This is a genomic window from Sphingobacterium puteale, from assembly GCF_050986225.1.
Taxonomy (GTDB): Bacteria; Bacteroidota; Bacteroidia; order Sphingobacteriales; family Sphingobacteriaceae; genus Sphingobacterium; species Sphingobacterium puteale.
The window spans coordinates 4,598,050-4,623,030 of the sequence record NZ_CP158959.1 but is presented as its reverse complement, the minus strand read 5'-3'; the positions used below and the strand labels follow the sequence as shown (position 1 = coordinate 4,623,030).

Here is a 24,981-nt window from a genome sequence, read left to right as displayed (position 1 = left end):
GTTTTTTTAGTATACATCATCACTTTGGCAACTTTATTTTATAAACCTGATAGGGTAATTCAACTCGGTCTATGCCATTATTCCATTGCGGATCTCTGGATAGCTGTGCACATGAAAAGTAAAGATAACCATTACCATCTATACCCAAAGAATCCGGCCATAACAATCTGGGGTCCTGTGTCAATAAATGAATTTGTCCATCTGGACTCAGGTATTTAATACTGTAATCCATTGAGGTCGTCAGATAAATATTACCGTTCCGATCAGCAAGTAAGCCATGTGTGACACCTACATTTCCCATGTCTTCTACTTTGCCTTGCAGGGCTGATTGGGATAGTTTATCATCCGCAAGGTACTTTGTAGCGATGCGGTATAAGTGCTTTTTATTAATTGGTTTAAAATAGAAATAATTAAAGTCATGACTTAGCGCTATCCCGTTAACGTGAGAGAGGAAGGGTTTACCATCTTTATAGCGCATGTCTATGCCGGAATAGGAAATGACAACTTGTGGATCAGCTAATGTGAAGGAGCTTTTTTCCAGTACTTTTCTACTATTTCCTGATTGAAGATCAAGAACAATTATTGCGGCCTGACCAGGATCGGAAAGATAAGCTAGATTTTTTTCGAGGTCAATGCGTACATCGTTCAAACCTGATTTCGCTTTGTCAAGATCATCAAATGTATAGATGCGTGCTATTTGATTATTTTTTGTGTCGATTTTAAGGAGTTTGAATTGTCCGGTAGGAGCTGCACCATCTGGACCAAAAATAGACCCGGAGGTTGATGGTTTAGAGTCTAATACCCATAAGTTGTCCTGTGCGTCGACAAAGATATCCTGAACATTTACAAAATGGGAATCTTCATCCCCTTGTTTGTTCCATGTTTCGTTCGGATAGGGTATGCGCTTACCATCAATGATTTCTGTGAGTGCATATTGATAGTCTTTGTTCTGCTTAGGAAATGATACGAATAGTCTGTTTGTTGAAGTTGCGCTGACGCCTATGGGACGGTAGGGTCCAAAAGATGCCGCGACTTCTAGTTTCGGATCTAGCGCGAGTTTTTCTTGGGCTTGCATTGTAGAGCATAATAGATGAGCGAATAGGAAATAAAATAAAAGTCTTTTGAACATACTTGGTATTGATTTGAGATCTGACCGTACTAAATGAATTGTGAAAACCAATCTTCTATTTTATAACTTCTTTTTTACTGTTATTGTTTTATAAGATTATTATATAAGGGGAGGATAGTCCCGTTAGTTCAGAGAGAATGGATTCGTGGTGCAAGAGCTGTGAGAAAGTGATTCGGATTTTTCATCCTGATCAGGCGTTAGCCGTTAGGTTTCGAAGACGAGCTTATCGGTTTGGTGCGAGGGATAGGCAAAGTCGTAAATGCTATAACGGGGACAGCTTTTGGTGAAAATGTCATGCCCCGTTATTTTGGACAGTGGGGCATGACATTTTTCTATTATTTGGTTAATTTGATACCAAATATGGATTCAAGTTTTTCCTCCATCGGTCCGCCGCCATTTTCGTCGGATCCTACACTACTAAACACAATTTTTCCGTCTGGATCAATTAGATATGCAGTAGGAATTCCGCTGACAAAAAAAGCAGATTTCGATAAATTAGTTTTGTCGTGTAGTTGTGGCCAGGGATTGTTTTCTTCTTTGACCGCTTTCTTCCAGTCGTCAAGCTTTGCGTCAATGGAGATATTGATAATTTCGAAGTTCTGACCCTTTAGCTGTTGGTAAACCGATCTGAGCCTAGGAAATGAGATTCGACATGGACCGCACCAAGAAGCCCAGAAGTCAATCAGTACATATTTTCCTTTGAGCTTATTGAACGAAAAATCGTTTCCGGTGGTATCGGGGAGGACGAAGTTCGCTACCGTAGATCCTATACTGGATCTTTTTTTGCTAGTTATTTTTTCATATAACTGCTTCCCTGCTTTGGTTTCTTTGAGTGGTGCGGATAATTTCGAATAATTATGCTCTAATTGAGCGAGAGATAAACTGCTGACCCTTCCTAATAACATAAACGGTGCATCTGCTCCATTGGGGTTAAAATATTTTGCAAATAGTGAGTCATTTAATTGTGTCTCACGTTTCTCGAAATAATCCATTGCCTTATCAAAATTAGTGGTCCCTTCTTTAAGTGCTTCTTCACCGAATTTACTTGTGACTTCCTTGTTGATCCTTTCATGAATAGACTTCTTGGCGCTGGAATAATCGAAATATGCAACTGAACGGGTAGGTCCATTTATTTGACCTGAGGAGATGCCTTTCTCAATGTCAAAATCAAGTTGTAACGTTCCTGATTTTTCAATAAATAACGAAAACGGAGAGATATAGCCTTTTACCTTACTCTCATATTGAAGATAGAAATACATTACATCCGGAGCTTCAGATGTAATGTTTATTTGATATTCGCCATTTGGACTGATTGCTGTGGAATCTTGAAACTGACCCTTGAAAATGTATATCTTATCAAATCCTTTTGTGTCGCCAGTCACTTTACCTTTTATTTTCAGATTGATCTGGGCAAAGAGGGGATTAAATGAGAAGAAAAATAATGCCATAAGCACTGTTATTATAATATTTTTAGATTTCATGATAAATTGCAATAAAGTTTAAATTTTAATGTACGTTTGATAGGTTATTAATTTAATCCAGCAGGTAGGTACGGGTCGCTATTAGGCTGTAAATTCCAGCTTGGATTGGCAAGTATGGTCGGATTATTGATCTGTAAAGTGAAAAATTTACTGATGACATCCGCTTTGTAGGATTTGTTACCTATGGTATGGATGACCTGCGTTTTCGACCAAGGTTTTCCTTTATCTAGTGCCAATCTCTTGATGTCGAATGTCCGTTGATAGGTGCCAAGCTGCATTTCCCGTCTGCGTTCTTTCAGAATTTCTTCGAGTAATTGATCTTGACTGAAAGCTCCGCCATTTTGAAGATCTGTATTTGCACTTGAATAGCGGTATTTGCGCAGCATATTGAGATCGCTTAACGCTTGTCCCAATTGGTTTAACCTTGCATTTGCTTCCGCTTTTATCAATAGCAACTCGGGATAAGTGATTCCCTGTGAAGCAATCATTTTGTTGTCCCGATAATACTTAAGGCGTACACCATCATCATGTTTTACACCACCTTCAACCACCGAGTAGCCCAGCGTTTTGAGCATAAATAGCTTGTATCTCCGATCTGCGTTTTTATCAAATAAATTGATAAATTCTTCCGAAGGATAGGGAGCATAACTGTAGGGAGTAGGGCGATAAAATAGTTGTTCCCTGTTGTAAGTCTGTTTCAATAAATTATCTTCACCTAGTAGCTCAAGACCAACTTCGGCATCGGTACCAGCGGGTGGAGATGCATTTGGATCTTGTCTATAACTGAATTTATTTAGATTATAGATAAGATTATCAGTATTACCTTTGGCCGCAAGGGCTTGCGCCCATGCATCATTTGCATATTTGGACATTTTGGCCCAATCTCTTTTGAACATGTATAGCTGTGCTAACAAGGCATTAACTGCTGGTTTGCTTGCACGGGTTGGGTTTCCAACGGTGTTTGGAGCGCCGGTCAATGCATCAAGCAGATCTTTTTCTGCAAGATCCATAATTTCATTTGTGCTGGCGAGATCGGGATTGGGAGTGTTCGGTGAGCCTGTTGTCCGGTAGGGAAGTACCTTTTGATCATTTTTACCTTCAGGATCGTACATTGGGCCATACCCCAGTCCTCCGACCAGATAGGACCAAGCCCTTCCAGCTTTTGCCTGTGCAACAATTATTTTGCCCAGATCTGAATTTTCTCCCTTAAGATTTGAAACTTCATCAATGGCGATATTGAATATGGCCGCAGCACGATAGATGGCCCAGTCCCAAGTGTATTGGGGATCTATCGGATTCGTATAGGGGTAATAAAATTTAAATGCAGCCCAACGATCTACATTCGGGTGTGTACTTTTGTATAGATATATAGCCTGATTTTCACTGATTGTTAAATTGTCACCCATAAAAGCATAGAAACAACCTCTGTTGTTGTCCGCATAAAATGAGCTAATGGTATTTGTATTATTCAATAAATTCTCCAGATCTTCAACTTTTGAAGGAATCAACTGTCCGATGGGTTTTACATCCAGGTATTTGTTGCAGGAGAAGGTCGTTATGGAGACTAGGCCCAGCAATAGGTATATTATTTTTTTCATCTCAATTAATTTTTAAGTTAGAGTCCGAATCGTAAACCAATAAATATCTCGCGTGGTAGAGGCAGTGAAGTAAATCCTTGATCTGTTCCTGCTCCCGTACCACCACTTACATTGAATTCTGTAGTTTCGGGATCTACGTCCACACCTTTAGCTGTGATACGAAATAGGTTTCTGCCCTGTACAAATATCCTTGCGTTGGTAAGACCAATTCTTTTGCTTAGTTTCTCGAGATTATAGGAAAGCGTGATGTCCCTTAATTTGGCATAACTGGCATTACCTACATTCACATCCGCAAAAGGGAAGGAGAACATATCCATATTCCATTCTTCCAGAACGGGATATATTGTGTTTTTTTCGTCTCCAGGTTTTCGCCATCTTTCGGCTACGTGTCGGTTTTGATAATTGGATCCACTAAACGTATCCTTTCTATATTTATGCCCTAGCTTTGCTATAAACATAAAAGATAGGTCCCAATTTTGATAGCTGAAGCGATTTGTTAAAGCAAGATCCCATTTCGGCCTAAAAGTTCCCTGATAGACCAAGTCGGTAACTTCAGCATTGCTTGCCAATACAACCTGATTGTCTCTGGTATAAACTTGTGTTTGACCAAGTTCATTAAGACCTGCAAAACGATACCCCCACAAACCGTCTGAAGGATAGCCCGCTACCATGATTCCTCCGGCAGTAGTGTAACTTCCTGTGTACGGACGGTTTACATTGTAGTGTTTTACTTTGTTTGCGTTAAAGGAAATATTGGGCAAAATATCCCAGCTAAATTTACTGTTTTTGATGGCGTGGACATTGAGTCCAAGCTCAAATCCGTGGTTGGTCATTTTCCCTACATTTTTTGTTAGCGAGCTAAAACCTAATGTCGGATCCGCGGCGTCCGCAGCCAAGAGATCAGAACTGTTCTTGTTGTAATAATCAAAGCTACCTTCTATCGCATTGTTTAATAAACCAAAGTCTATTCCTACATTGGCAATCTTCGTTTTTTCCCAACGCAATTGCTTATTGGGAGGCGAGGAGATTCCATAGGAAACTCCACCCGTTGTAGGACTGTAGTTGCCTACACTCAAAATCAAAAACGGACCATTTCTCAGGGAAATATTTCCATTGATACCATAAGAACCTCTGATATTAAGTTTACTGAAAACAGCTTTATCCCACCATTTCTCATTACTTAATTTATAAGTTCCTCCGAGCGACCACATTGGTTTGTAGCGGTATTTCTTATCTGTACCAAAGAAATTGGTGAGGTCCAGCCGCATACTTCCGCTTAGGATAAATCTATTGTCATATTCGTATGATCCATTGGCATACCAGGATACAAAGCGATTGTCTCCATAAGTTAGTAAACCATCGGTCAGCGATACACTTCCGTTAGGGAAGAGCATATCTGCGTTGTAAATGCCAGCAGTAAAATCTTTGATGTTGACAGGGATAAATGAACCTGCATTTTCATTATAGCCAGCTCGGGTGGCCAATCTATTGTTGTCGGAGGTGATTTTTCTGATTTCGTTTCCGACCAAGGCGTGTAACAGATGTTTGTTATCGGAGAAGTTTTTGCTATAATTGAGCTGTGTTCGAAGCGTCCAGGTTTCATTGATATTTTTGAATTCGTCCAAGATGCTTCCGTCAGGAATATAGTGATTAGCGGGATTTGATTTGGAGGTGCCATCGTTATAGGCGATACGAGCATTATAGGAGTCTGCTCGTTGGATATTTTTAACATTAGCCGTTCCTTTGACCCAGTTACCTCCGACTTCTGCTGTAAGTCCTTCAACGATATTGGCTCTTAGAAATCCGCTCATCCTAAAATTATAGCTATTGCTGTAACTGGGCATTTTCCCCATGTCTTCTAAAGGAACATAATCCCAGGACTTCATGCCGGGAGTGTTTTTGTAGGTATTTACCTTATATTGACTGATACCCCATATTGCTGCTGGATTGCCATTGTCATCCAATAGATTGGTATACGGCATAATCATTGATCCTCCTGAAAAACCAGCTAAAGACTGATAATTGTCACCTACCAATTCTGGACCGTAAATGGTAGAATATGTAAATGAAGTACTATTGCCTTTATTATACGTGAAATTGGCGGCGGCTCCAGCGGTTAGGAATGGGAAAAGCTGCCATTCGTTTTTAAAATCGGTAATTAATCGTTTTGAATCATTGTTAATGAGATTATCCTTGGTCTGTTGATAGTTGACGGAAAAATTATAACTGCTTTTAGGCGATCCGCCGGCGATATTGATGTTATGCTGATGGGTTACTTTATTTCTGAAAAACAGATCTTGAATTTGATTTAAAGCATTGATACTACGAAGTCCATCGATCTCGGCCATTGCATCTTGGTGGCTAATCTTTCCTTCACGCTCTTGCATCAATAGATAGGTTACCCGACTCATATTATATGGATCCATCGTTGAGGGGCCATTTGGATTAAGGTTGAAAAGATCTATCTCTGCGTCAATATAGTCTGATGTTGTCGCTTTATTCAGATACTTTAACTGTGGTTTCTGAATAATATTTACAAAGCCTGAGTAGCTTATTTTAGGTTCACTGTTTTGTCCGGACTTTGTAGTAACAACAATGACCCCATTAGCTGCCCTAGAGCCATAGATTGATGCGGCCACACCATCTTTTAGTACGGTTATGCTCGCTATATTCATTGGATTGATATCATCTATTGTTGTTTCGACGGGATAACCGTCAATGACAATCAAAGGTGTTTTTTGTGCATTAAAGGTCGAGACGCCTCTAATTTCTATTTTGCCGGCCTTATCTATAGTTAATCCCGTTGTCTGCCCTTCAAGAGCACTTTTGAGATCCGTAGCTAGTTTTTTTTCCAGTTTTTCACCACTAACATAACTGAAAGATCCAGTGACACGATCTTTGGGGAGTTTTTGATATCCCGTATTGACTTCTACTGTCGCCTCATTTAAGGTCCCTGTTTTTAATGCCAATGTGATAACTCCGAGATTGTTTGTGACTGGGATGGTAATGCTTTCATATCCCATATAAGATATGATGATATTTGTTCCTATGGAAGAATTATCTAAAGTGAATTCTCCATTACCGTCGGTGACGGTACCTTTTTTTCTTCCTTGTACCATGACGTTGGCCCCAACAAGTACATTGCCATTTTCGTCAACAACTTTTCCCCTTATTTTGGACTGGTTTTTAAGGTTAAGTAGTAGAATCGTTTCTTTTAATTGAATACTGCCAATTTCAGGCTGACGGGGTTTCACCATGATCATATCTTTCTCCAGTTCAAAAAAGATAGGCGTATTCTTTTCAAGGATTTTTAAGGCCTCTTGTAAAGGGAGATTGTTAAATGAGACAGAGGTACAGGTCAATGGATCAATATTTGGTGCTGCCCATAGATAATGGTAACCCGTCTGAATGTTAATTTCTTGCAGTATCTTTCGCAGACTAACATTTTTTTTATTGATATTGACTCGTTGTGCCATGGTACTGGCCTGGACCCCCATCATCCCTAAAAGTAATAGTGATGATAAAGATATTTTCATAAGCGCATTGGTAAATATACGCGATACAGATTTTTCACCTGTACTTTGTTCATCTGTTGGGACTAGACAAAAGAAGCCTCCAACATCTTTTTTGGTAAAAAAATGATACATTTGTTACGGTTAATTGATTTTAAATAATGGTAGTTTACGATCCTTTAACTTTAATTAAGGGGGCGTTGGCGCGTCTCCTTAATCGATTTGACATAAATTTACGGGTGTGTTCTCCTTTCTTTTAGTAATATTAGATTAATAGTGTTAGTTTATTTTAACTTTTGATTTTTCTACAATAAAATTGGCATTACTGGCTTTTGATAATAATTTAAATAAATCTTCAGCACTGGCATAACGTGGAATAATTCCTTCAATTTTTACTTTCTTTAGTTTTTGATCTATAAATTCAAAATCGAAATCATACCACCGTGCAAGTTTAGCCATGACGCTTTCCAAGGGCTCCGCGACAAACTCAAACTGGTCTTTGGTCCAGGCAATATCGGATTGATTATCTACTTCGCGTTTGTAAGTATTTTGACCAAGTGTCGATATAGCCTGTTCATTTGGTTTTAAAATGATAGCTTCTTTTTTGATCGTACTATTATAATTGATTTTTACGGATCCCTCCATTAGCGTTGTGATCGTGGATTTGTCTTCACTATAGCTGCTCACATTAAATTTCGTGCCCAGCACCTGGATTTCCTGCTCATTACATTGTACGAAAAATGGAACAGCAGTACCATCTCTATTTTTAATTTTGCTGATTTCAAAAAAAGCCTCACCAGTAAGTTTTACCGTCCTTTGTTTAGGATCAAATTCCTCCGGAAATATCAACGTAGAAGCCGCGTTTAACCTAACTGCACTGCCATCAGGAAGCAATATATGATATTGACCTCCTTTTGGAGTACTTATAATTAGTTTTTTTTCCTGTTTTAAAGGATTATTTGACGTGATTTTTTTTAAGTCTTCGGAAATATTGAAATATTTTTTTTCGACGGGTAGTTGTATTGATTTACCGTCTTCAAGTTGAATGGAAGCGCGAAAACTGCCCGGAACAATACGCAGCGAGGTATGATTGAATTGAAGATACCAAAGGAAGATAAAGAGCGTGCCAATTGCACAGGCAGCAATTGCGACCCCATATTTTTTAATAATAAGATGAAAGCGGTTAGGTCTTTCAAATGTGATCTTATTTTTTGCTTTTTCAATAACCTCATGAACTGGTAAAGAAAAAGCCCAATCGACATCTTGTTCGTAGGTATTATTTGAAACCAAGCTTTGAAATAATTCTTCATGCTGTGCTGAGGAGGACCGCCAATGATCCAGTTTTGTCTCACCTTCATCAGATAAGATTCCAAGCTTTTTTGCAGATATCAATTCACTTACTTCGAAGGGGCTCAGCTCCATAAATTCTTTGGTTAGTATTTATGATTATAACAGAATTCGAAGCTAGAATTGCTATTTGTTTTTTTGTTTTATTTATAATTGATTGATTGTTAGTGTTTTTATTTTTTAAAAGTATCTATTAATAATAGTACCAGAAGATAATCGCCATTGTCTAACAGCTGTTTTAGCAAAGCCAAACCTTTTGTTTTCTGCGAGTAAACAGTGCTGCTTGTTATATTTAATTTTTGTGCAATTTCTTTAGTGTCAAGCCCATCCAAAATATTCAATTTCATAACGGCAGCACATTGAGTAGGCAGTTTTTCCAAAGCATTTTTGATGAGCTGTAATGTTTCTGCATAAATGATCCACCTGCTATCGTCTTCAACAATGTTGTTTATTTGATTGGCATAATTATCATAATTAGTCAAGCGTCTTTTTCGCTTGTCCAGGTAATTGATAGCTGCATTTTTTGTGCTCAGATAAAGAAATGACTTTAGCTTGTCGTAAGAATCAAAATGAAAGTCTGTTGACCAAATTTTTAAAAGAACATCCTGGACAAGCTCCTCCGCACTTTCTTTTTCTATATCGAACTTGATCGCATATAGGCATAAGGGCGAATAAAACCTATGAAATAGGAATTCAAAAGCTTTTTCATCTTTTCTTAGAAAAGCTGAGAATAATTTGGATTCGTCTGATATGTCTTCCATGTGCTGGTAAAACAAATTAAATGAATTTTGGACATAAATGAAAGGATAAGAAAAGATTTTGGATGATAGAAGGGGATATATAATTTTTTCCCCTGATATTAAAATAATTGGTGCTGATAATTTTCATTCGTTGAAAGATAACCTGAAAATATAAGCTACCATCAAATGGAGGAAAATTAACCTGTTTTTGTTTCTAATATTTATCCAAAGTTAGTCATTAAACTTCCTTATCGCAGTTGTTCAGCTGATAGATCGTCACTGATTAGATATAGCTATTAGTGCTTTAGATCTTTTAGTAATATCTTCTGTATGAGTGTTTCAATTTCTTTTGCATGAGTGATTGTCATAAAATGACCAGCTCTTTGAATGATAAAAGTGGGGAGTACATTTCTAATGGGGATAATGCGGTCTTTGCTGCCATGGATATGGATCAAGTTGTTGGGGATAGTCTTGTTTTTCCAATTTACGATTTGGCTGATCGCCCAAGACAGAAATTTAGCATCGGTCTCTTGTAGTATTTGTTTAAGCATCATTTTATCTTCTTTTAAGCTTATACCAAAGAAATAATTTGATAAAATATGATGTGATTTTAGAACTGAAGTAGGAATAAATTTATGGAGTCTAAGTGTTCCAATAAGCTTAAAAAGTTTAGGTAGTTCGTTATCTTCTTTTGCAGATGCGAGTAAAATAACTTGTTTTACATCAATAATTGTAGCGATTTCCATAGCAACCATTCCTCCGAAAGATAATCCAATAAGAACGGGGCTTTCTGTCGTAATTTTAGCGGATAATCGTCGTGCATAGCATGAAATTGATTCTGTTGGAATCGGGGCGATCCAATCGAGGTATGTCACATTTAAGCCCTTAAAATTTATTTTATAGAATACTCTTCGGTCAACACCTAATCCACTAAGTATATAAATATGGGTATCGGACATGATGAAAGGCTTAAATGTATTTTGACTACAATTTATTAATAATGTGTCGATATCCAAAATCAGAAAAATATTGGGCAAGGGGAAGTTCACATGATTTATTTTGAAAAAACAAGATACCCAAACAGGAATGGATATCTTGTTTTATCCATAAAAGTGAATGCTCTTCTTTTACGGATTTTTATCATATAACCGTTAATAACAATTACTAGCATACTTAGATCATTGATCTGGCTAAGACAAAGTTGCTAAGCTTTTGGCCTCAAAGACAGATAAGTCTTCGAATTGTTCTGCTTGAACTTTCTTTACCCAATTTGGATCTTGTAAGATCGCACGACCTACTGCGACCAAATCAAAGTCCCCTCTTTCATATCGACGTACTAATTCATCCAGTGAAGCTGGAGATGACTTAAATTCTGAATTTGTAAATACCTCGCCAAAATCTTTATCAAGTCCTACTGAACCCACCGTTATTGTCGGTTGACCGGAGACTTTTTTTAGCCATCCGGCGAAATTTAAATCACTACCCTCAAATTCTGGCTCCCAATAGCGTCGTTGACTTCCATGGAAAATATCTATGCCCGCGTCGACTAATGGTAAGATCCAGTCTTCCATCAGCTTTGGGGTAGGGGCTAATTTCGCAGCGTAATCTTGCTGTTTCCATTGTGATAGTCTGATGATAATTACAAAATCGGGTCCAACAGCTTTTCGCATTGCTTTTACTACTTCGACAGCAAATCTGGAACGCTCTTTTATCGTTTTCCCACCGAATTCATCTGATCTGTGGTTCATCTCCTCCCAAAAGAATTGATCAATCAAGTAACCATGAGCAGCATGTATTTCAAAAGCATCGAAACCTAGCTCTTTCGCAGATTTTGCTGCATCAGCATACGCTTGAATAGTATTTTCTATATCGGCCAAAGTCATTGTGTCGGGACTTTCAAAAGCTGCCGGCGGCGTCCACTGCATCGGTGTATACCCTACATGCCATAGTTGAGGAGCTATTTTACCTCCTTTTGCGTGGACAGCCTCGACAATGTTTTTCCAGCCCTTTAATGCTTGGTCGCCATGGAAATTTGGAATGTCCTTTAAGTTTTTTGATGCGGGCCGCTCGATGACGGTTCCCTCGGTTAGAATCAAACCAACGTCTCCGGCTGCCCGTCGTTCATAGTAACCTGTAACGGCATCTCCAGGGATTCCATCAACAGAAAATGCTCGTGTCATGGGGGCCATGACGAAACGGTTTTTTAATACAAGATTTTTGTATTGGAATGAACTGAAAAGTGTTTGTATGCTCATTTTTTTATATCATATACGAATTTCTTTACAAAGATATTTTAAATAGTGTATTTTTGTAACTATTAATAGTGTAAAGTAGTTACCTTTGTGTAACTATCAAATGTTTTGACAATGAAAAGAACTGATTTTAAAAATTGTTCATGCGCAATGCAACGCTCCATGGGAATTTTGGGAACAAGATGGAAGCCCATTATTATATACACGCTAAGAGATCGGAAAGCCCGATTTGGACAACTCGATGCATTGATCGAAAATATTTCTCGAAAAGTGCTGACATCCTCGTTAAAAGAATTGGAGGAAGATGGCATTATTTTGAGAGAAGAATTTAAAGAGTTACCTCCTCGGGTAGAATACACGCTGACTCAAAAAGGGAAGGCACTTATTCCAATCATGTGCCAGTTGGCGAAATGGAATGAGGAATATTATGCAGACGGAATTTCCATGTGATAGCAAATCAATTTGATTTCTCATCAAATCGCTTTGTTTAGCCATCAACATCCTTTAGCATAATACCAGAGGTTTGAATTACCTTCATCATCGATAATTTTTAGCCAACCTTGGATGATGCGTTCAATATTGTCTTTGTCATCAAGGTCGGTTTCACAAGGATGTTCTCTATATTTTGTCACCCTGACCTTACACCATTGCCCCTTTATTTGATTGGATAGTTTGATTTCAAATAGATCCCCTCGAATGGCTTCAATAATATCGCTTGAGGTATTGGGTTCTTTTCTGATTCGAAGTCCGGGGGATTTGGCATAATAACCAAGTACTTTTTCATTTTCTTCCAATAGAAAATTAATCCATGGCTTCGCTGAAAAGCTCATATTGTTTAGCTCTTTAACCGAAATCCAATAATTTCCCATTTTTGTTAGAACACGAATGAAACCGTCCAGCTTTTCATAAAATGGAATAGCGTAAACTTCATTGCCGATTAATTTGAAATTTTCCGTCGTAAGCTTCTTTTTGTCATCGGCTGTTGCGAAATAAATGAAATATGGTGATTGATTGTCATCTTCCCTGATTTCCATCTTTAATTTTCCGATTACTTTTCCATTTGGCGTATCGTATAGTTTAAATCCGTTTTTGGGGGATAGAATGCAACAATAATTGCTCGTATAACGTAAAGTGTCTACAGTAGGAAGAAGAAGACCAGCTTCCTTGGTTTGTGCACTTAGAAAAAATGGTGCTATAGATAAGGCAAGGAGACAAATCCTATGGGGCAATCTTAACATATAATAGAAATTTTGCTACACGAGTTGTTTCTTAAAATTTTCTATTTTTAGGTTAAGTGCCGTTAAGAATTCTGGGTTAATGACACCATTGTTCGGATCAAAATTCTCATAGAATTTTGGCAGGGAAAAGGTTTCTTTGATGATAGCACCAAATTGTGGAAAGAATTTTTGTGCCTCGGACATCACATTTCCACCGCCATAACCACCAGGGGAGGTGGTCATTAGTAACATGGGTTTGTCTTGAAACACCTTGACATTTATTCGGGAAGCCCAGTCAAAAACATTCTTAAAAGCAGCGCTATAGGAACGGTTGTTTTCCGCCAACGAACAGATAATAATATCGCTTTTGGTGATATTATCCAAAAAATGATGTGCTTCTTCCGGAAAACCATTTTTTTCCAAATCGACAGAAAAAACAGGCATGTTATAATCGTTTAGATCAATTAGGTTGATTTCATGGTTAACAAAACTTTTCAGAACAAACTTGACCAATTGTTTATTGATCGACGTAGAGGAATTGCTTCCAGCAAAGGCAAATATTTTCATGTTATATTTTATTATGGTTGTCTATAGTCTAAATTTACCGAATTTTTCAATAAGATAATTCGTTATTTCATTATTCGCTCATAGTGTATTCGACAATCCAACAAAGGTCGATGTCCCTTTTAAAAAATGGACTAGCGTCATAGGTCTATTTTATCCTCTTGAATAGCTTATTCTACAGCGGGAATGAAGCAAAATTATGATTATTGCTGATAGCGTATGGAAATTAGAATGTTGTTTTTCTGGCACGTTAATCTTATCTGTCTTCTTTAAAAATTGAATACATTGGGATATCATAATATTTACCATCTTTTTTTAAGTGTTGTTTTAATACCGCCTCTTTTTTCATTCCTATCTTGCCTAGAACTTTTCCTGAAGCTGGGTTATGAGGGAAATAAGTCGCAAATATTTTGTTGAAATTCAGTTCGCTGAACCCGTAGTCAATTACAGCTTTCGCAGCTTCAGTGACATAGCCTTTATTCCAGTTTGGAATGCCTATCCAGTAACCTAATTCGGCTTTATCCGAGCCTTCATCGTGAAGCCCTATGGCACCGAGCAATTTTCCTTTTTTTTCTCGAATTGCAAAGGTGATTCCTTTACGGTTTTGAAAGCTTTCGGCTGATAGTTTCAGCCAAAACTCAGCATCTTCCTTCCGGTACGGGTATGGGATATTCGACGTATAATCGGAAAATACTTTATCCTGGAGATATAATACAATCTGTGGAATATCTTCCATTGTTATTTTGTCGAGAATAAGTCTTTCAGTTTCTATTCTTGGAAAGTTGTTCATCCTTTTGATATTATAAAACGGTTGTAAATAATAGATTAAGAAGATTTTGTATTTGAAAAAGAATTAAATGGTATTTTCTGGTTACTCACAACATTACAAATTAAATAAAAGAACAATTGAGGTCGTGTTTTAGTTTAGCTATACTATGCGCGATGATATCTACATTTAACTCCTCACGGATTTTTCTCCTGGACATATTAAATCAGTTTTACCATGTTCTCTTTTTCCACATGGGAAATAAAGTTTGTCTTGATCTTTGACTGCCTACTTAAGATCTTCTTATTGGCAATGTGAATTGATGCGACCTTATCAATGATGTGATTGTCCATTTATAGTATTTAATGGTCGAAGATAACAAAAATCATCTGAACGAATTTCTCAGATGATGGGGCGAGTAGAGTGTAATTTGATAACTTTGAGCATATTTATGAATACTATAAAAGATAATCTAAATATCAAGAAAAATGGAGCAACATTTACCCCTGTATTGCTTGCTGATTTTTTGGCGGAAAAAATACTAAAATACAATACTAAAGATTCGGTCAGGGTATTAGATCCTTCTTGTGGGGATGGAGCCTTATTACTTAGCATTGGAAAGGAATTGGTCTCGAAAAAAATAACCTTTGAGTTGAGGGGCATTGATATCAATTATAATTACTTGCGTAAGGCAGAGACAAGGCTTGAAAGCCACTTTGGCGAATCGAGATACCTGGTTCAGTATGCTGACTTCCTGGAAAGTATTTCCTTTGATGATACCCGTTTTGGAACATCTAATGGTATTTCCATGGATATGAATCAATGTGCTGATATCATTATTGCCAATCCGCCTTACGTTAGAACCCAGCTATTAGGCGCAGCCTATGCTCAGCAGATATCCAAAAAGTATGGACTTAAAGGGAAAGTGGATTTGTACTTTCCTTTTGTTAAGGCAATGACATTTGCTTTAAAGGAGGGTGGGATTTTGGGTGTTATTACATCAAACAAATATTTGAATACAAAAAGTGGGGAAAGTATCCGGGAGTTTCTGAGGGAGAATTATGAGATATTGGAAATCATAGATCTGGGCGATACAAAATTATTCGATGCTGCAGTATTGCCGGCTATATTTATAGGAAGAAAAACACGTACCGATAGCACGGAAAGCTGTCAGTTCTTTAAAATTTATCAAGACTTTAATAAAAAAACAAGGCTAGAAGGTAAAAAAATGTCGATTTATGAGGCATTGAAAAATAACTATGTTGGCAATTTTAAACATAATGAGAATTCCTATGTATGTACATCCGGTGCTGTAAAATTTGATTCATCCAATAAAAGCAACTGGATTTTGCTCGATTTGAGGGAAGAGGAATTTGTGCGCAAAATCGAGGCGGCTTGTTTTTCCAGAGTAAGAGATCATTTTAAAGTAAAAATAGGCGTCAAGACAACCGCCGATAAGGTCTTTATTCGTAAAGATTGGGGTGCTTATGATATCATTGAGCCCGAGGCAGAATTAATGTATGATTTGATATCACAGGAGAACATTAAAGCGTGGGGGACGCCTGAAACGGATTTAAGAATACTATATCCTCATTTTGATAACAAGGGCAAATGTAATCGAATAAATCTGGAGGATTATCCGAGGACAAAAGAATATTTGCTCAGTAATTTTGAAGTACTAAATAACAGGCACTATGTGCTAAAATCTGGCCGCGGCTGGTATGAAATCTGGGTTCCCCAAAACCCGGCTCTCTGGAAACTCCCCAAAGTTGTATTTCCGGATATTAGTATAGAGCCCCGATTTTGTTTTGACTCCAGTGGTAAGTTGGTGAACGGAAACTGCTATTGGATGGCAGCGACAAACGAGAAAGATCTTGATATCCTTTTATTCATTCAGGGCGTCTGTAACTCCAGATTAATGAATTATTATCATTCACTGATGTATAACAATAAACTTTATGCGGGAAGAAAGCGTTATTTTTCTCAATATATTGAAAACTACCCTCTTCCTAGATTCTCCAGTGCAAACTTTCAAGCTGTAGTGGCCCTTGTTAAACAACTGAATAATACGGAAACCTTGGATAAATCCGATCTGGAAAATAAACTGAACAAATTAATTAATGAGGCATATGGACTTTGTCGGGATTTCTTTTAACGAAGACCAGCGCCTCCAAGAGTTGCTTTTTTGGGGAGTTTTTATCTTGATCTTATTTATTTGCAGACCTTTCAAAATAGAAGTGGAAAATTGCGCCTATAGCTTTTGGTTTCTCTACTTTCTTATTTTTCGCGTGGTGTGTTCAACTTATCATGTTTTAAGGTACTAATGTCCATTGGAGAAAATTGTCCATGACTTCTGTCCAATAGCCGAACTGCCATATGTCCGGTCTTTAAATATAGATATTTTTTCAAGAACTGATCTATATGTATAGGATCTATAGGATCTGAGCCTAAATTGAAGTCTGAGCATAATACTATGATTTAAATTAACTACCTTAGCTACTATCTTTGGCTGCGAGGCTCGGAACATTCCCTAGCGAACTAGAAAAATGAACCGGCTTTGAGCCACTCGCCCCCGGCTTTCGGGGGCTTGTTTTTGATTTTTTAGCACATCGGGATGTGTAAATTTGGAAAACAGGGGGGAGAAGCCAATTGTCTCTGCATGATGTGTTAGAAATAGCTGGTGATAAACAACAGGTAATGATAAAATTCTTAAAAACAAAAGGTACTCTTTTCTTGATCCTTGGGATATTGGGGTTTATCGGTGTTGCCGTCACGGTTACAATTTTGGCTACTGGACACTCTGCTCCCGATAAATTAATGGCGATATACATTGGAATATTCGGATTGATTCCAATCCTGCTGTTGCTTATTATCGATCGTATCTGCGTCTGGAAATTTGGACCGGCTAAAGTAAATAAAATAGAAGTGTATATGCTAACTGCATTTATTTTACTTTTCGTCTTAAACTGGATCCGCCTGCAATTGCAGATCTAATATAGTTTATTGTGGATGGGGTATGCTGTTTGATCTGCGATAATTGGCTCCTTTGACAAACGGACAAGGCTTCGGGCAATATTATTGCAGTGCATATGATATTGGGTAGTTCATATGCAATGGTTCACTTACAAGACGCGAGACGTCTAATTGCTGTGGACAGAAAAAATAGCGTATTAGAATCTTTTGCTGATTATGTTGCATAGCCTTTTTATATCGACAGGAATTATTATCTGGAAAACTTTGGATACAATATCCCGTTTATTTTCTGTTAAGGGATTGAACGTAAACGGGATATAGATGTTAAAGGTACTTGTAAGGCTAGTCCATTGTGGTATAATATTATCTTGGATAAATTACATGTTTACTTTATAGCGAATATTGATCGCCAGTTGGCCGACGAAAGCTGCTGTTCTACTAGTGCTGTTTAGGTCCGCCATTGTTTCGGCACCATTGATCACGATGTCCTTCAAATCGGGCTGATCGTCTTTAGAAGTCGTCTCTTTGAAAAATTGAACGGCCTTTCCGAGTTCATAGCTATTGGCAATAGCTTGACTTAAGGTGTTCTGTAGATCATCGGGCATGGTCATCAATTGAAATTTTTGACTTGTAGTCAGTGCGAAATTTGCTTCCATCCAAGATAGAAAATTTCGACGAATAGCATTTGTTTCAATTGCTAATAAACTTTCTGGCAGCGCCAAGATTCGAAATTGTACTTTGGCTACGCCATGGTTGTTGAATTGTTGTTTCATTATTTGAATTCATTATATTACAATATCTCAAAATTTTATTATAAATTATCTTTTTTTTACCTAAAAATATGATAACACGGCAATGAAATGTAGGTTATTGGTTGTTTGAACCTTCACAAGCAACGAATGCTGATCTAAAATAACAATTATTAACGGTTTATTCCTAAATCTTGGCTCGGAAGAATGTTATGGTTTTATTAATTATTTCATAAATATTATCGTTTGTATGTTCTTTTGTTTTATAATTTCGATATTATTTATTATATTGGTATAGTTTTGTGAGTAATTTATTCAATTTTGTTATCCTAAAAAGATTATTTCGGAGAAACGTCATGAAATCTATCGTTTATTTTTTTTGCTCGCTGATGCTGTCTATTGTTTTTAATCTGAAAACAATATCGTTTCAAGGTTTTTTGGAACGATCAGATCAGTTTAAATATTGGATTTTGGTTGTCATAATGATCTGTGTTTTTTGGATTGGGGCGACAATGGTATCACTTGTGCTTAATCTGCCAACATATTGGAGCGTACCTTATATGCGTGAACGAATAGGGGAGCAGGCAAAGAATATTCCTGGTCTTGATATTATCCTACATTTTATCGCTTTTTTTTCGCTCCTTTTAGTGTCTGTTTTTCCATTTTTATTATTGTATGTTGCGATTATCTTTGTTTATAGCCAGTCTTCTGTTGAACGTTCGCTTCTTTTTGAGCTACATATGCAAATCTATGGAATACGCTATGCTACTATTTTTGTATCCTACAGCCTGATGGTGTATATGTGTGAAAATTGGTCACTGCTCTATCATTCCATTGGCCAAAGGCAGAATTTGGCTGTTTTCTATAACAGGCCACTTATGCATGTTGTAAGCAATGTGAGTTCAGAGAAAGAATTGGCTGTTTCTGGACAAATGGTAACACAGGGAAGACCTTTGATAAAAAAAAGAGAGACTTTTGGACAATTTGAACAAACTGCACCGATCGTTTCGCGAAATGAATCCTGGAAAATAAAAGAAAATAGTTTAAAGAAGAAAGAGCAATTCTATGGAATGGACATCGACAATATCGACGTCTATCTCTTGGCTGATCTGCTGGCTAAAAGGGGAGAGCTTGTCCAACAGATCAACCTTCACCAGCTGCGATTTGTTGATCTTGTTGCGATCTACACTACAGCAGAGACCAAATGCATTATCTTGCGTAACGGAACAATATTGGACTGTCCGACAATTTTCGATCAACTAAAGAAGGCTGGCATGGAAAACTGGCTTGTCAAAATATCAAAAAATTATGCAATAAATATGTTCTTTGTGCAATATCCGATCAAACGTGTGGCAGATGACCTGAAGCTGCAGCCCTTTATTGAGAAGATGTTGCTTCAAAATATTCGACAGGAGCAGCTTAATGAAATATTGCGGACAGGAAAAGGGCTTAGGGGGCATCAAGTAAAACTTTTCTTAAACAATCAGGAGGATTACTCCCGTATTGGCTGGGATGCGCCTATTAACATCTAGATAACATCAGACCTCATTAATATAAGAACTTTTATTTATAGGTTTTGGTTATTCTGTTGTGCCTGCTGGTACAACAGTTTTTTATTTTAAGAAAATTATCTATTTTTGTCGCAACAGATCATTAATGTTATATCTTTTTAAACACAGAGTCATGTAATGCGGTATCAAATATATAGGGATACGTAATCAGATGGGAGAAATACCCAACCTGATTGCTTCTATTCCTATGTGCTTAAATCAACATTATTCACTTTAGTTTAAAAAAATGGAATCAACAAAATATGGTCGCACCTATCATTTCCCTTTTTCACCCGGAACAAGTAGCGACGATCGTTTTAATTATGGATACTGGAAGGATATTCAATCTTTTTCAGAATTACTTTATACCGAAAAATTGGATGGCGAAAACAACTGTCTATCTAGGCGGGGGGTATTTGCCCGGTCGCATGCGGCACCCACAACTTCTCCATGGACCGCGCAGTTGCGTGAACATTGGGGACGCTTAAAGAATGATTTAGGTAATCTGGAGTTTTTTGGCGAAAACCTTTATGCCGTACATTCAATCGAGTATACGCAATTGGAACATTATTATTATGTGTTTGCCGTTCGGGTTAAAGATACATGGCTTTCATGGGAGGAAGTAAGCTTCTATGCAGCTTTGTTTGATTTGCCTTTGGTACCGGTGTTGAGGTCTGAAAAGGTAGCAGGCATACAACAGCTAATACAATTGGAAGAAACCGTTCAAAATCTAGCTTCCCAGCCTTCGGTGTTAGGCTCTACGGATCCAATACAAGGGACCAAATGTACCTCAGAAGGTCTAGTCTGTCGGAATGCGGATGCTTATCCAGTTTCCATGTTTCAACATAATGTCTTTAAGTATGTGCGAAAAGGACATGTACAGACGGATGAACATTGGACAAAATCATGGAAAAGAACAAAGCTTATTTGGGAAAGGAGAATTAGCTAGATGGAATGGAAACTAACAGCAGATAAAGACTGGTTGAAATTGGAAAAACAGTTTTCCTGGGTAGCGGACATGCGGAATGTTCCGCAGGATCCCGTTCATCATGCAGAGGGGAATGTTGCTATCCATACACAGCTAGTACTTGAACAGTTACAACAATCAAGTGACTACAGGGAGCTTAATAGGCAACGGCAGGAGCTACTTTGGGCAGCGGCATTGCTGCATGATGTCGAAAAACGATCTACCTCATCGGTAGACGGAAAGGGAAGGGTCAGTTCGCCTGGTCATGCGCGGAAGGGGGCACAGACAGCACGTGAGATTTTGTTCCGTGATGTGGAGACACCTTTTGCCCTTCGGGAAGAAATCGTAGGGTTAGTCCGGTATCATGGACTGCCGTTGTGGCTGATGGATAAAGTTGACCCAATGCGTAGCGCCTTGGAAGCATCATTGCGGGTAAATATGCCCGAGTTGAAACTGTTGGCTGAAGCCGACGCCAAAGGGAGAATCTGTCAGGATCAAACCGCATTACTTGATGTATTAGAGCTTTTTGAACTGTATACAAGAGAAATCGGTTGCTGGTATTCGCCACGGTCTTTTGCCACACTGAATGCACAATTTACTTACTTCAACCAAGCGGACGGTTATGTGGATTATGTTCCTTTTGATAGGTTCAGATCTAAGGTTACTATGCTAGCTGGATTACCAGGAATGGGCAAAGACCATTATGTAACTAATCATAATGAGGATATCCCTGTCATTAGTCTGGACGATATTCGTCGTAGATACCGGATAGATCCAACAGATAGAAAACGGAACGGCTGGGTAGTGCAGCAAGCAAAAGAACAGGCAAAGATTTATTTGCGCAGGGGACAGGATTTTATCTGGAATGCAACAAACATTACAACATTAATGCGTCAACAGTTGATCGATTTGTTTATAAGCTATCAGGCCTATGTTAAATTGGTCTATATTGAAAAACCGTACAGCCAATGGCGTTTGCAAAATCGGAACAGAGCATACCCTCTTCCTGACGTAGTATTAGATAAAATGCTTCATAATTTGGATGTCCCGCAGCTGACAGAGGCACACGAGGTACTTTATTTGGTTTAATAATGAGGAAATAAAAAAAGTCTGATGCAAAAATAAACTTGTGAGATTAGTTACAAAAATCATATCTCCATGTGCAGTTTGTCATTTTATAAAGTTCACAGCTGCACACAATTTTTGGCTCTATAACACACCATTATCTGCTCATAATTTGTTCCATAGTACATGGTGGGCCATAAAAGCGGTTTTCTTTGAAGAGTTAATTTTTAGGGAGGCTTTACTTTATATCGCAATAAAAAAACTGGGCTCCAGATGAAGCTGCTTATTCTCAGCGACCACTTTTGGTATTTATCATTGGTTTTTCTCAAGGTGCTTTTGGAAATCCAGTACAGATGCTGATCGTATTGCTGATGACCAGAATGTTTGGACGGGTGTTAGCTTTAAAGTACCCTGCGCGTGGAGGTGAAATTTTGATTATAAAAATAAATTAAAATGTATTGGAAACATTTAGAACACATTTAGAGAAATTTATCCAAATCGATGATTATACATTTGAAATAATATCAAAGTACTTTGATATTATTTCAATAGCTAAAAAAGAGAACTTGCTAGAAGAGGGGAGAGTCTGTCGATATCACTACTTTGTATTGAAAGGAATATTGCGTAAGTTTTTTGTCAATGAAAAAGGTGTAGAGCAAACAACAGAATTTGCGATTGAAAACTGGTGGCTTACAGATATTATGGCCTATGAACATAAGCTTGTTAGTTCCTTCTACATTCAAGCTGTCGAAAAATCAGAGATTTTATATATCAGTCAAGAAAACCAAGAAAAATTGATGCTAGAATTTCCTATAATGGAACGCTATTTTCGTTTTGTGTATCAGAGGGCTTATGCGGCTGCGCAAATGCGTGTTAAATATCTTTTTTCATTACCTAAAGAAGAGTTTTATCGCGATATGCTACGTAAGTATCCAGATTTCGTGCAACGTGTACCACAATATCTTATTGCATCTTTTCTAGGTTTTACCCCCGAATATCTGAGTGAAATTCGAAAAAAAATTGGTTCTAAAATATAGAATCGGCTTAAAAAACAATTTGCAAACTAATAGCATTGATTCGAATCTGTTATTCGGTAAGGTAGCATTTGAAAGTATAGATTCTGTTCTTTTGAATAATTCTTGACTAAATTTTTGAATTTTTCAATAGCTTTCTCTTCAGATCTAGCAAAGCAATGCAGGTTGATTTCCAAAGGTCTTTCGGAAGTCGCTTCTTCTATACGCAGTTTTCCAACTTCGGAAAGAACCACTGCAAATGAAGTTTTACAGATCTCTATTTCTAATTTGTTGTCAATCAACTGGGAAGAAATACTGTAATAAGAATCGTTATTTTGGATTTCCTCTTGGAAGGGATCCAAAAGTGTCGTTACGATGGAACGATAGCCGTATTTCGCATTGCCAAAAAAATGGTCGATATATTCCTGTGCTTTTTCGTAAGTAGAAAAAACACCCTCTAGATTGGTGAATACATCTGGATCTTCTTTAATCTCTTTTGAAATTACCGTATATACCTTAATGGGGGTGGTTGTCATATTTTATAATGCTACTGTCTATACATGTAAGTAAAGTTTTTCTGCAAAAAAACTAATCTGAAATTCTATCATTGAAATGTTCAAGGATGAAATCGTCTTTTTAAAATAAAAAAATTTCCTTTGTCTACTTTGTAGCCGATTTGGAATATATGTTTGTGCTTTGAAGTTGTATATAATTTTCTTTTTCTCCAAATTTTTTAATGATTGTTTTTAATTTATTTTTTAAAATAGAAGAACATCTCAGTATTGCCAGGCTCCCTCCATAACTTTGAAAAGGTAAAATCGAAAAAAAATTACACAGATGATCTGATCAAAACATAAAGTATTATTACGTTTATGGGGCATCAGACGCAGTCGACACAAGATTGTGGTTCAGATAGATTTCTTTCGGAGTTTAGCTATACTTTATTTTTTCAAATTGTACAGTGCATGGGTAGTTGACTTTGAATTAGCGTATAAACTCATTTATCGGTGCAAATACCAGTGTGGAGCAAGCAGGAACCTATTATGGTTTAGGGAAGATTTCTTCCGGAGTTACAACACCTTGGCTTACATAAAGTAGTCTCGTGAAATTTGGAAACAAGAATATCAACATACGTTCGAAGGTCTGGTAACGAATGAGGATGTAGGACAGATGTCTGGCTGGTATGTATTAGCTACCAGTGGATATATCCGATTGCACCGGGAAGCATGCGCTAAAAATGGCTAGTCAGGTTTTTAATCGAATTACTTTAAATTTTGGTGAAAAATGCGCTAATCCCAATCGAAATTGGGGCACCGAAAAGATTAGAGTTATCGGGTAATTGAAGATTAGGCCGAAATTCTGATGGGTGAACCTAGAAGATGACTTCTAACAATAGAATTAATTTTTATGGAGATTTAAAAGTTTGATTAAGTTTGTAAGAGAAAATTCTTTTTTTGAATGAAGATATATGAATAATTTTATTTGTCAAAATTGTGGTGTAGAACATACTGAATTGCCATCCTTAGCGTTTAATGCTCCCTTTCACTATGATATATTAAACTCGGTGGATAAAGAAAAATTTACGGATAAAGATGATGATTTTTGCGTCATTCACCACGAAGACCAAATAGATTATTTTATCCGAACTGTTTTGCAGGTTCCGATTTTGAACCACGATGAAACTTTGGATTACGGTGTCTGGGTTTCGGTGAGTAAAGAAACGATGGACGAATATCGCCTGATGTTTGCAAATAAAGAAGCCGAGGAAAAAAATTACTTTGGTATGCTCAGTAATGAAATAGAGGATTATGAAAGCTCTACAATAGGACTTTATATGCAGGTTGTTACCCAATTAGATGGGTGTCGTCCGCTATTGATACCTTACGAATCGGAACACCAGTTGGTACAGGATTGGTTAAATGGTATCCATAGGGATGAAGCTATGTTACGGGTTAATTCGGTTTTGTAGACCATAAAACTAAATTTGCTTTTTGTTCATGTGCATTGCTTAGATGCAAAATCGTTTTTTGAACCCCATTAGATTTTTTGATGTTTCAA

23 protein-coding genes are annotated in these 24,981 nt (G+C 37.5%); 9 read left to right on the top strand and 14 right to left on the bottom strand.

The window, feature by feature from the left end:
• Positions 1-19: 19 nt before the first annotated feature.
• The 8 genes from ABTV71_RS19685 to ABTV71_RS19650 form a co-directional block, all read right to left on the bottom strand.
• Complete coding sequence (locus ABTV71_RS19685; RefSeq protein WP_433900784.1) at positions 20-1,075, bottom strand: L-dopachrome tautomerase-related protein; 1,056 nt, start codon at positions 1,073-1,075, stop codon at positions 20-22.
• 389 nt (positions 1,076-1,464) lie between these two features.
• Positions 1,465-2,577 (bottom strand): TlpA family protein disulfide reductase, encoded by a 1,113-nt coding sequence (locus tag ABTV71_RS19680; protein WP_433900783.1) that lies wholly within the window; start codon positions 2,575-2,577, stop codon positions 1,465-1,467.
• Between the two features lie 80 nt (positions 2,578-2,657).
• Complete coding sequence (locus ABTV71_RS19675) at positions 2,658-4,208, bottom strand: RagB/SusD family nutrient uptake outer membrane protein (RefSeq protein ID WP_433900782.1); 1,551 nt, start codon at positions 4,206-4,208, stop codon at positions 2,658-2,660.
• Positions 4,209-4,225: 17 nt separating this feature from the next.
• Complete coding sequence (locus ABTV71_RS19670; RefSeq protein WP_433900781.1) at positions 4,226-7,744, bottom strand: SusC/RagA family TonB-linked outer membrane protein; 3,519 nt, start codon at positions 7,742-7,744, stop codon at positions 4,226-4,228.
• Positions 7,745-7,999: 255 nt separating this feature from the next.
• Positions 8,000-9,142 carry a FecR family protein gene (locus ABTV71_RS19665; protein WP_433900780.1) on the bottom strand — a complete coding sequence of 381 codons (1,143 nt, stop codon included), beginning with the start codon at positions 9,140-9,142 and terminating at the stop codon, positions 8,000-8,002.
• Positions 9,143-9,240: 98 nt separating this feature from the next.
• Positions 9,241-9,828: an RNA polymerase sigma factor gene (locus ABTV71_RS19660; protein WP_121123847.1), complete on the bottom strand. Its 588-nt coding sequence runs from the start codon at positions 9,826-9,828 to the stop codon at positions 9,241-9,243.
• A 275-nt stretch (positions 9,829-10,103) separates the two neighbouring features.
• A complete protein-coding gene (locus ABTV71_RS19655) occupies positions 10,104-10,766 on the bottom strand; it encodes an alpha/beta hydrolase (RefSeq protein WP_433900779.1) in 663 nt (220 codons plus the stop codon).
• Positions 10,767-10,997: 231 nt separating this feature from the next.
• A complete protein-coding gene (locus ABTV71_RS19650) occupies positions 10,998-12,062 on the bottom strand; it encodes an NADH:flavin oxidoreductase (RefSeq protein ID WP_121123843.1) in 1,065 nt (354 codons plus the stop codon).
• 111 nt (positions 12,063-12,173) lie between these two features.
• Between ABTV71_RS19650 and ABTV71_RS19645 the strand changes: the two genes are divergently transcribed.
• The gene (locus ABTV71_RS19645) at positions 12,174-12,509 is read left to right on the top strand and encodes a winged helix-turn-helix transcriptional regulator (protein WP_433900778.1); all 336 of its coding nucleotides are present in this window, start codon (positions 12,174-12,176) and stop codon (positions 12,507-12,509) included.
• A 44-nt stretch (positions 12,510-12,553) separates the two neighbouring features.
• On the opposite strand, the gene ABTV71_RS19640 is transcribed toward ABTV71_RS19645, so the two are convergent.
• The 4 genes from ABTV71_RS19640 to ABTV71_RS19625 all read right to left on the bottom strand — a co-directional run bounded on the left by ABTV71_RS19640 (position 12,554) and on the right by ABTV71_RS19625 (position 14,959).
• Positions 12,554-13,297, bottom strand: coding sequence for a hypothetical protein (locus ABTV71_RS19640; RefSeq protein WP_433900777.1), 744 nt, complete (start codon positions 13,295-13,297; stop codon positions 12,554-12,556).
• Between the two features lie 15 nt (positions 13,298-13,312).
• Positions 13,313-13,843 carry an NADPH-dependent FMN reductase gene (locus ABTV71_RS19635; RefSeq protein ID WP_433900776.1) on the bottom strand — a complete coding sequence of 177 codons (531 nt, stop codon included), beginning with the start codon at positions 13,841-13,843 and terminating at the stop codon, positions 13,313-13,315.
• A 253-nt stretch (positions 13,844-14,096) separates the two neighbouring features.
• Positions 14,097-14,630, bottom strand: coding sequence for a GNAT family N-acetyltransferase (locus ABTV71_RS19630; protein WP_121123837.1), 534 nt, complete (start codon positions 14,628-14,630; stop codon positions 14,097-14,099).
• 197 nt (positions 14,631-14,827) lie between these two features.
• On the bottom strand, positions 14,828-14,959 hold the full coding sequence (locus ABTV71_RS19625; protein ID WP_262707634.1) for a hypothetical protein: 132 nt from the start codon (positions 14,957-14,959) through the stop codon (positions 14,828-14,830).
• 98 nt (positions 14,960-15,057) lie between these two features.
• Here ABTV71_RS19625 and ABTV71_RS19620 point away from each other — a divergent pair, with 98 nt between their 5' ends.
• On the top strand, positions 15,058-16,761 hold the full coding sequence (locus ABTV71_RS19620; protein WP_433900775.1) for an Eco57I restriction-modification methylase domain-containing protein: 1,704 nt from the start codon (positions 15,058-15,060) through the stop codon (positions 16,759-16,761).
• A gap of 542 nt (positions 16,762-17,303) precedes the next feature.
• A complete protein-coding gene (locus ABTV71_RS19615; RefSeq protein WP_147430363.1) occupies positions 17,304-17,600 on the top strand; it encodes a hypothetical protein in 297 nt (98 codons plus the stop codon).
• Positions 17,601-17,956: 356 nt separating this feature from the next.
• Here the strand turns inward: ABTV71_RS19615 and ABTV71_RS19610 are convergent, their stop codons facing one another.
• Positions 17,957-18,352 carry a hypothetical protein gene (locus ABTV71_RS19610; protein WP_121123828.1) on the bottom strand — a complete coding sequence of 132 codons (396 nt, stop codon included), beginning with the start codon at positions 18,350-18,352 and terminating at the stop codon, positions 17,957-17,959.
• Between the two features lie 536 nt (positions 18,353-18,888).
• Here ABTV71_RS19610 and ABTV71_RS19605 point away from each other — a divergent pair.
• The 4 genes from ABTV71_RS19605 to ABTV71_RS19590 all read left to right on the top strand — a co-directional run bounded on the left by ABTV71_RS19605 (position 18,889) and on the right by ABTV71_RS19590 (position 22,947).
• On the top strand, positions 18,889-19,860 hold the full coding sequence (locus tag ABTV71_RS19605) for a hypothetical protein (RefSeq protein ID WP_433900774.1): 972 nt from the start codon (positions 18,889-18,891) through the stop codon (positions 19,858-19,860).
• A gap of 265 nt (positions 19,861-20,125) precedes the next feature.
• Positions 20,126-20,827, top strand: coding sequence for an RNA ligase family protein (locus ABTV71_RS19600; protein ID WP_433900773.1), 702 nt, complete (start codon positions 20,126-20,128; stop codon positions 20,825-20,827).
• On the top strand, positions 20,828-21,934 hold the full coding sequence (locus ABTV71_RS19595) for an AAA family ATPase (protein WP_433900772.1): 1,107 nt from the start codon (positions 20,828-20,830) through the stop codon (positions 21,932-21,934).
• Between the two features lie 434 nt (positions 21,935-22,368).
• Positions 22,369-22,947 (top strand): Crp/Fnr family transcriptional regulator, encoded by a 579-nt coding sequence (locus ABTV71_RS19590; RefSeq protein ID WP_433900771.1) that lies wholly within the window; start codon positions 22,369-22,371, stop codon positions 22,945-22,947.
• Positions 22,948-22,973: 26 nt separating this feature from the next.
• Here ABTV71_RS19590 and ABTV71_RS19585 read toward each other — a convergent pair whose 3' ends face one another.
• On the bottom strand, positions 22,974-23,459 hold the full coding sequence (locus ABTV71_RS19585) for a hypothetical protein (protein ID WP_121123819.1): 486 nt from the start codon (positions 23,457-23,459) through the stop codon (positions 22,974-22,976).
• Positions 23,460-24,030: 571 nt separating this feature from the next.
• Between ABTV71_RS19585 and ABTV71_RS19580 the strand changes: the two genes are divergently transcribed.
• Positions 24,031-24,168, top strand: coding sequence for a glycoside hydrolase domain-containing protein (locus ABTV71_RS19580; protein WP_433903722.1), 138 nt, complete (start codon positions 24,031-24,033; stop codon positions 24,166-24,168).
• Positions 24,169-24,391: 223 nt separating this feature from the next.
• Complete coding sequence (locus tag ABTV71_RS19575) at positions 24,392-24,892, top strand: DUF2199 domain-containing protein (RefSeq protein WP_121123817.1); 501 nt, start codon at positions 24,392-24,394, stop codon at positions 24,890-24,892.
• Positions 24,893-24,981: the final 89 nt, after the last annotated feature.

What these genes read in the sequence shown, in the direction of transcription:
- ABTV71_RS19635 (WP_433900776.1), bottom strand. Translation starts at nt 13,843, where the DNA reads ATGAAAATATTTGCCTTTGCTGGAAGCAATTCCTCTACGTCGATCAAT.
- ABTV71_RS19605 (WP_433900774.1), top strand. Translation starts at nt 18,889, where the DNA reads ATGCGTGAACGAATAGGGGAGCAGGCAAAGAATATTCCTGGTCTTGAT.
- ABTV71_RS19620 (WP_433900775.1), top strand. Translation starts at nt 15,058, where the DNA reads ATGAATACTATAAAAGATAATCTAAATATCAAGAAAAATGGAGCAACA.
- ABTV71_RS19585 (WP_121123819.1), bottom strand. Translation starts at nt 23,459, where the DNA reads ATGACAACCACCCCCATTAAGGTATATACGGTAATTTCAAAAGAGATT.
- ABTV71_RS19680 (WP_433900783.1), bottom strand. Translation starts at nt 2,577, where the DNA reads ATGGCATTATTTTTCTTCTCATTTAATCCCCTCTTTGCCCAGATCAAT.
- ABTV71_RS19645 (WP_433900778.1), top strand. Translation starts at nt 12,174, where the DNA reads ATGAAAAGAACTGATTTTAAAAATTGTTCATGCGCAATGCAACGCTCC.
- ABTV71_RS19675 (WP_433900782.1), bottom strand. Translation starts at nt 4,208, where the DNA reads ATGAAAAAAATAATATACCTATTGCTGGGCCTAGTCTCCATAACGACC.
- ABTV71_RS19630 (WP_121123837.1), bottom strand. Translation starts at nt 14,630, where the DNA reads ATGAACAACTTTCCAAGAATAGAAACTGAAAGACTTATTCTCGACAAA.
- ABTV71_RS19685 (WP_433900784.1), bottom strand. Translation starts at nt 1,075, where the DNA reads ATGCAAGCCCAAGAAAAACTCGCGCTAGATCCGAAACTAGAAGTCGCG.
- ABTV71_RS19615 (WP_147430363.1), top strand. Translation starts at nt 17,304, where the DNA reads ATGATAAAATTCTTAAAAACAAAAGGTACTCTTTTCTTGATCCTTGGG.
- ABTV71_RS19575 (WP_121123817.1), top strand. Translation starts at nt 24,392, where the DNA reads ATGAATAATTTTATTTGTCAAAATTGTGGTGTAGAACATACTGAATTG.
- ABTV71_RS19665 (WP_433900780.1), bottom strand. Translation starts at nt 9,142, where the DNA reads ATGGAGCTGAGCCCCTTCGAAGTAAGTGAATTGATATCTGCAAAAAAG.
- ABTV71_RS19670 (WP_433900781.1), bottom strand. Translation starts at nt 7,744, where the DNA reads ATGAAAATATCTTTATCATCACTATTACTTTTAGGGATGATGGGGGTC.
- ABTV71_RS19625 (WP_262707634.1), bottom strand. Translation starts at nt 14,959, where the DNA reads ATGGACAATCACATCATTGATAAGGTCGCATCAATTCACATTGCCAAT.
- ABTV71_RS19640 (WP_433900777.1), bottom strand. Translation starts at nt 13,297, where the DNA reads ATGTTAAGATTGCCCCATAGGATTTGTCTCCTTGCCTTATCTATAGCA.
- ABTV71_RS19600 (WP_433900773.1), top strand. Translation starts at nt 20,126, where the DNA reads ATGGAATCAACAAAATATGGTCGCACCTATCATTTCCCTTTTTCACCC.
- ABTV71_RS19610 (WP_121123828.1), bottom strand. Translation starts at nt 18,352, where the DNA reads ATGAAACAACAATTCAACAACCATGGCGTAGCCAAAGTACAATTTCGA.
- ABTV71_RS19655 (WP_433900779.1), bottom strand. Translation starts at nt 10,766, where the DNA reads ATGTCCGATACCCATATTTATATACTTAGTGGATTAGGTGTTGACCGA.
- ABTV71_RS19595 (WP_433900772.1), top strand. Translation starts at nt 20,828, where the DNA reads ATGGAATGGAAACTAACAGCAGATAAAGACTGGTTGAAATTGGAAAAA.
- ABTV71_RS19660 (WP_121123847.1), bottom strand. Translation starts at nt 9,828, where the DNA reads ATGGAAGACATATCAGACGAATCCAAATTATTCTCAGCTTTTCTAAGA.
- ABTV71_RS19650 (WP_121123843.1), bottom strand. Translation starts at nt 12,062, where the DNA reads ATGAGCATACAAACACTTTTCAGTTCATTCCAATACAAAAATCTTGTA.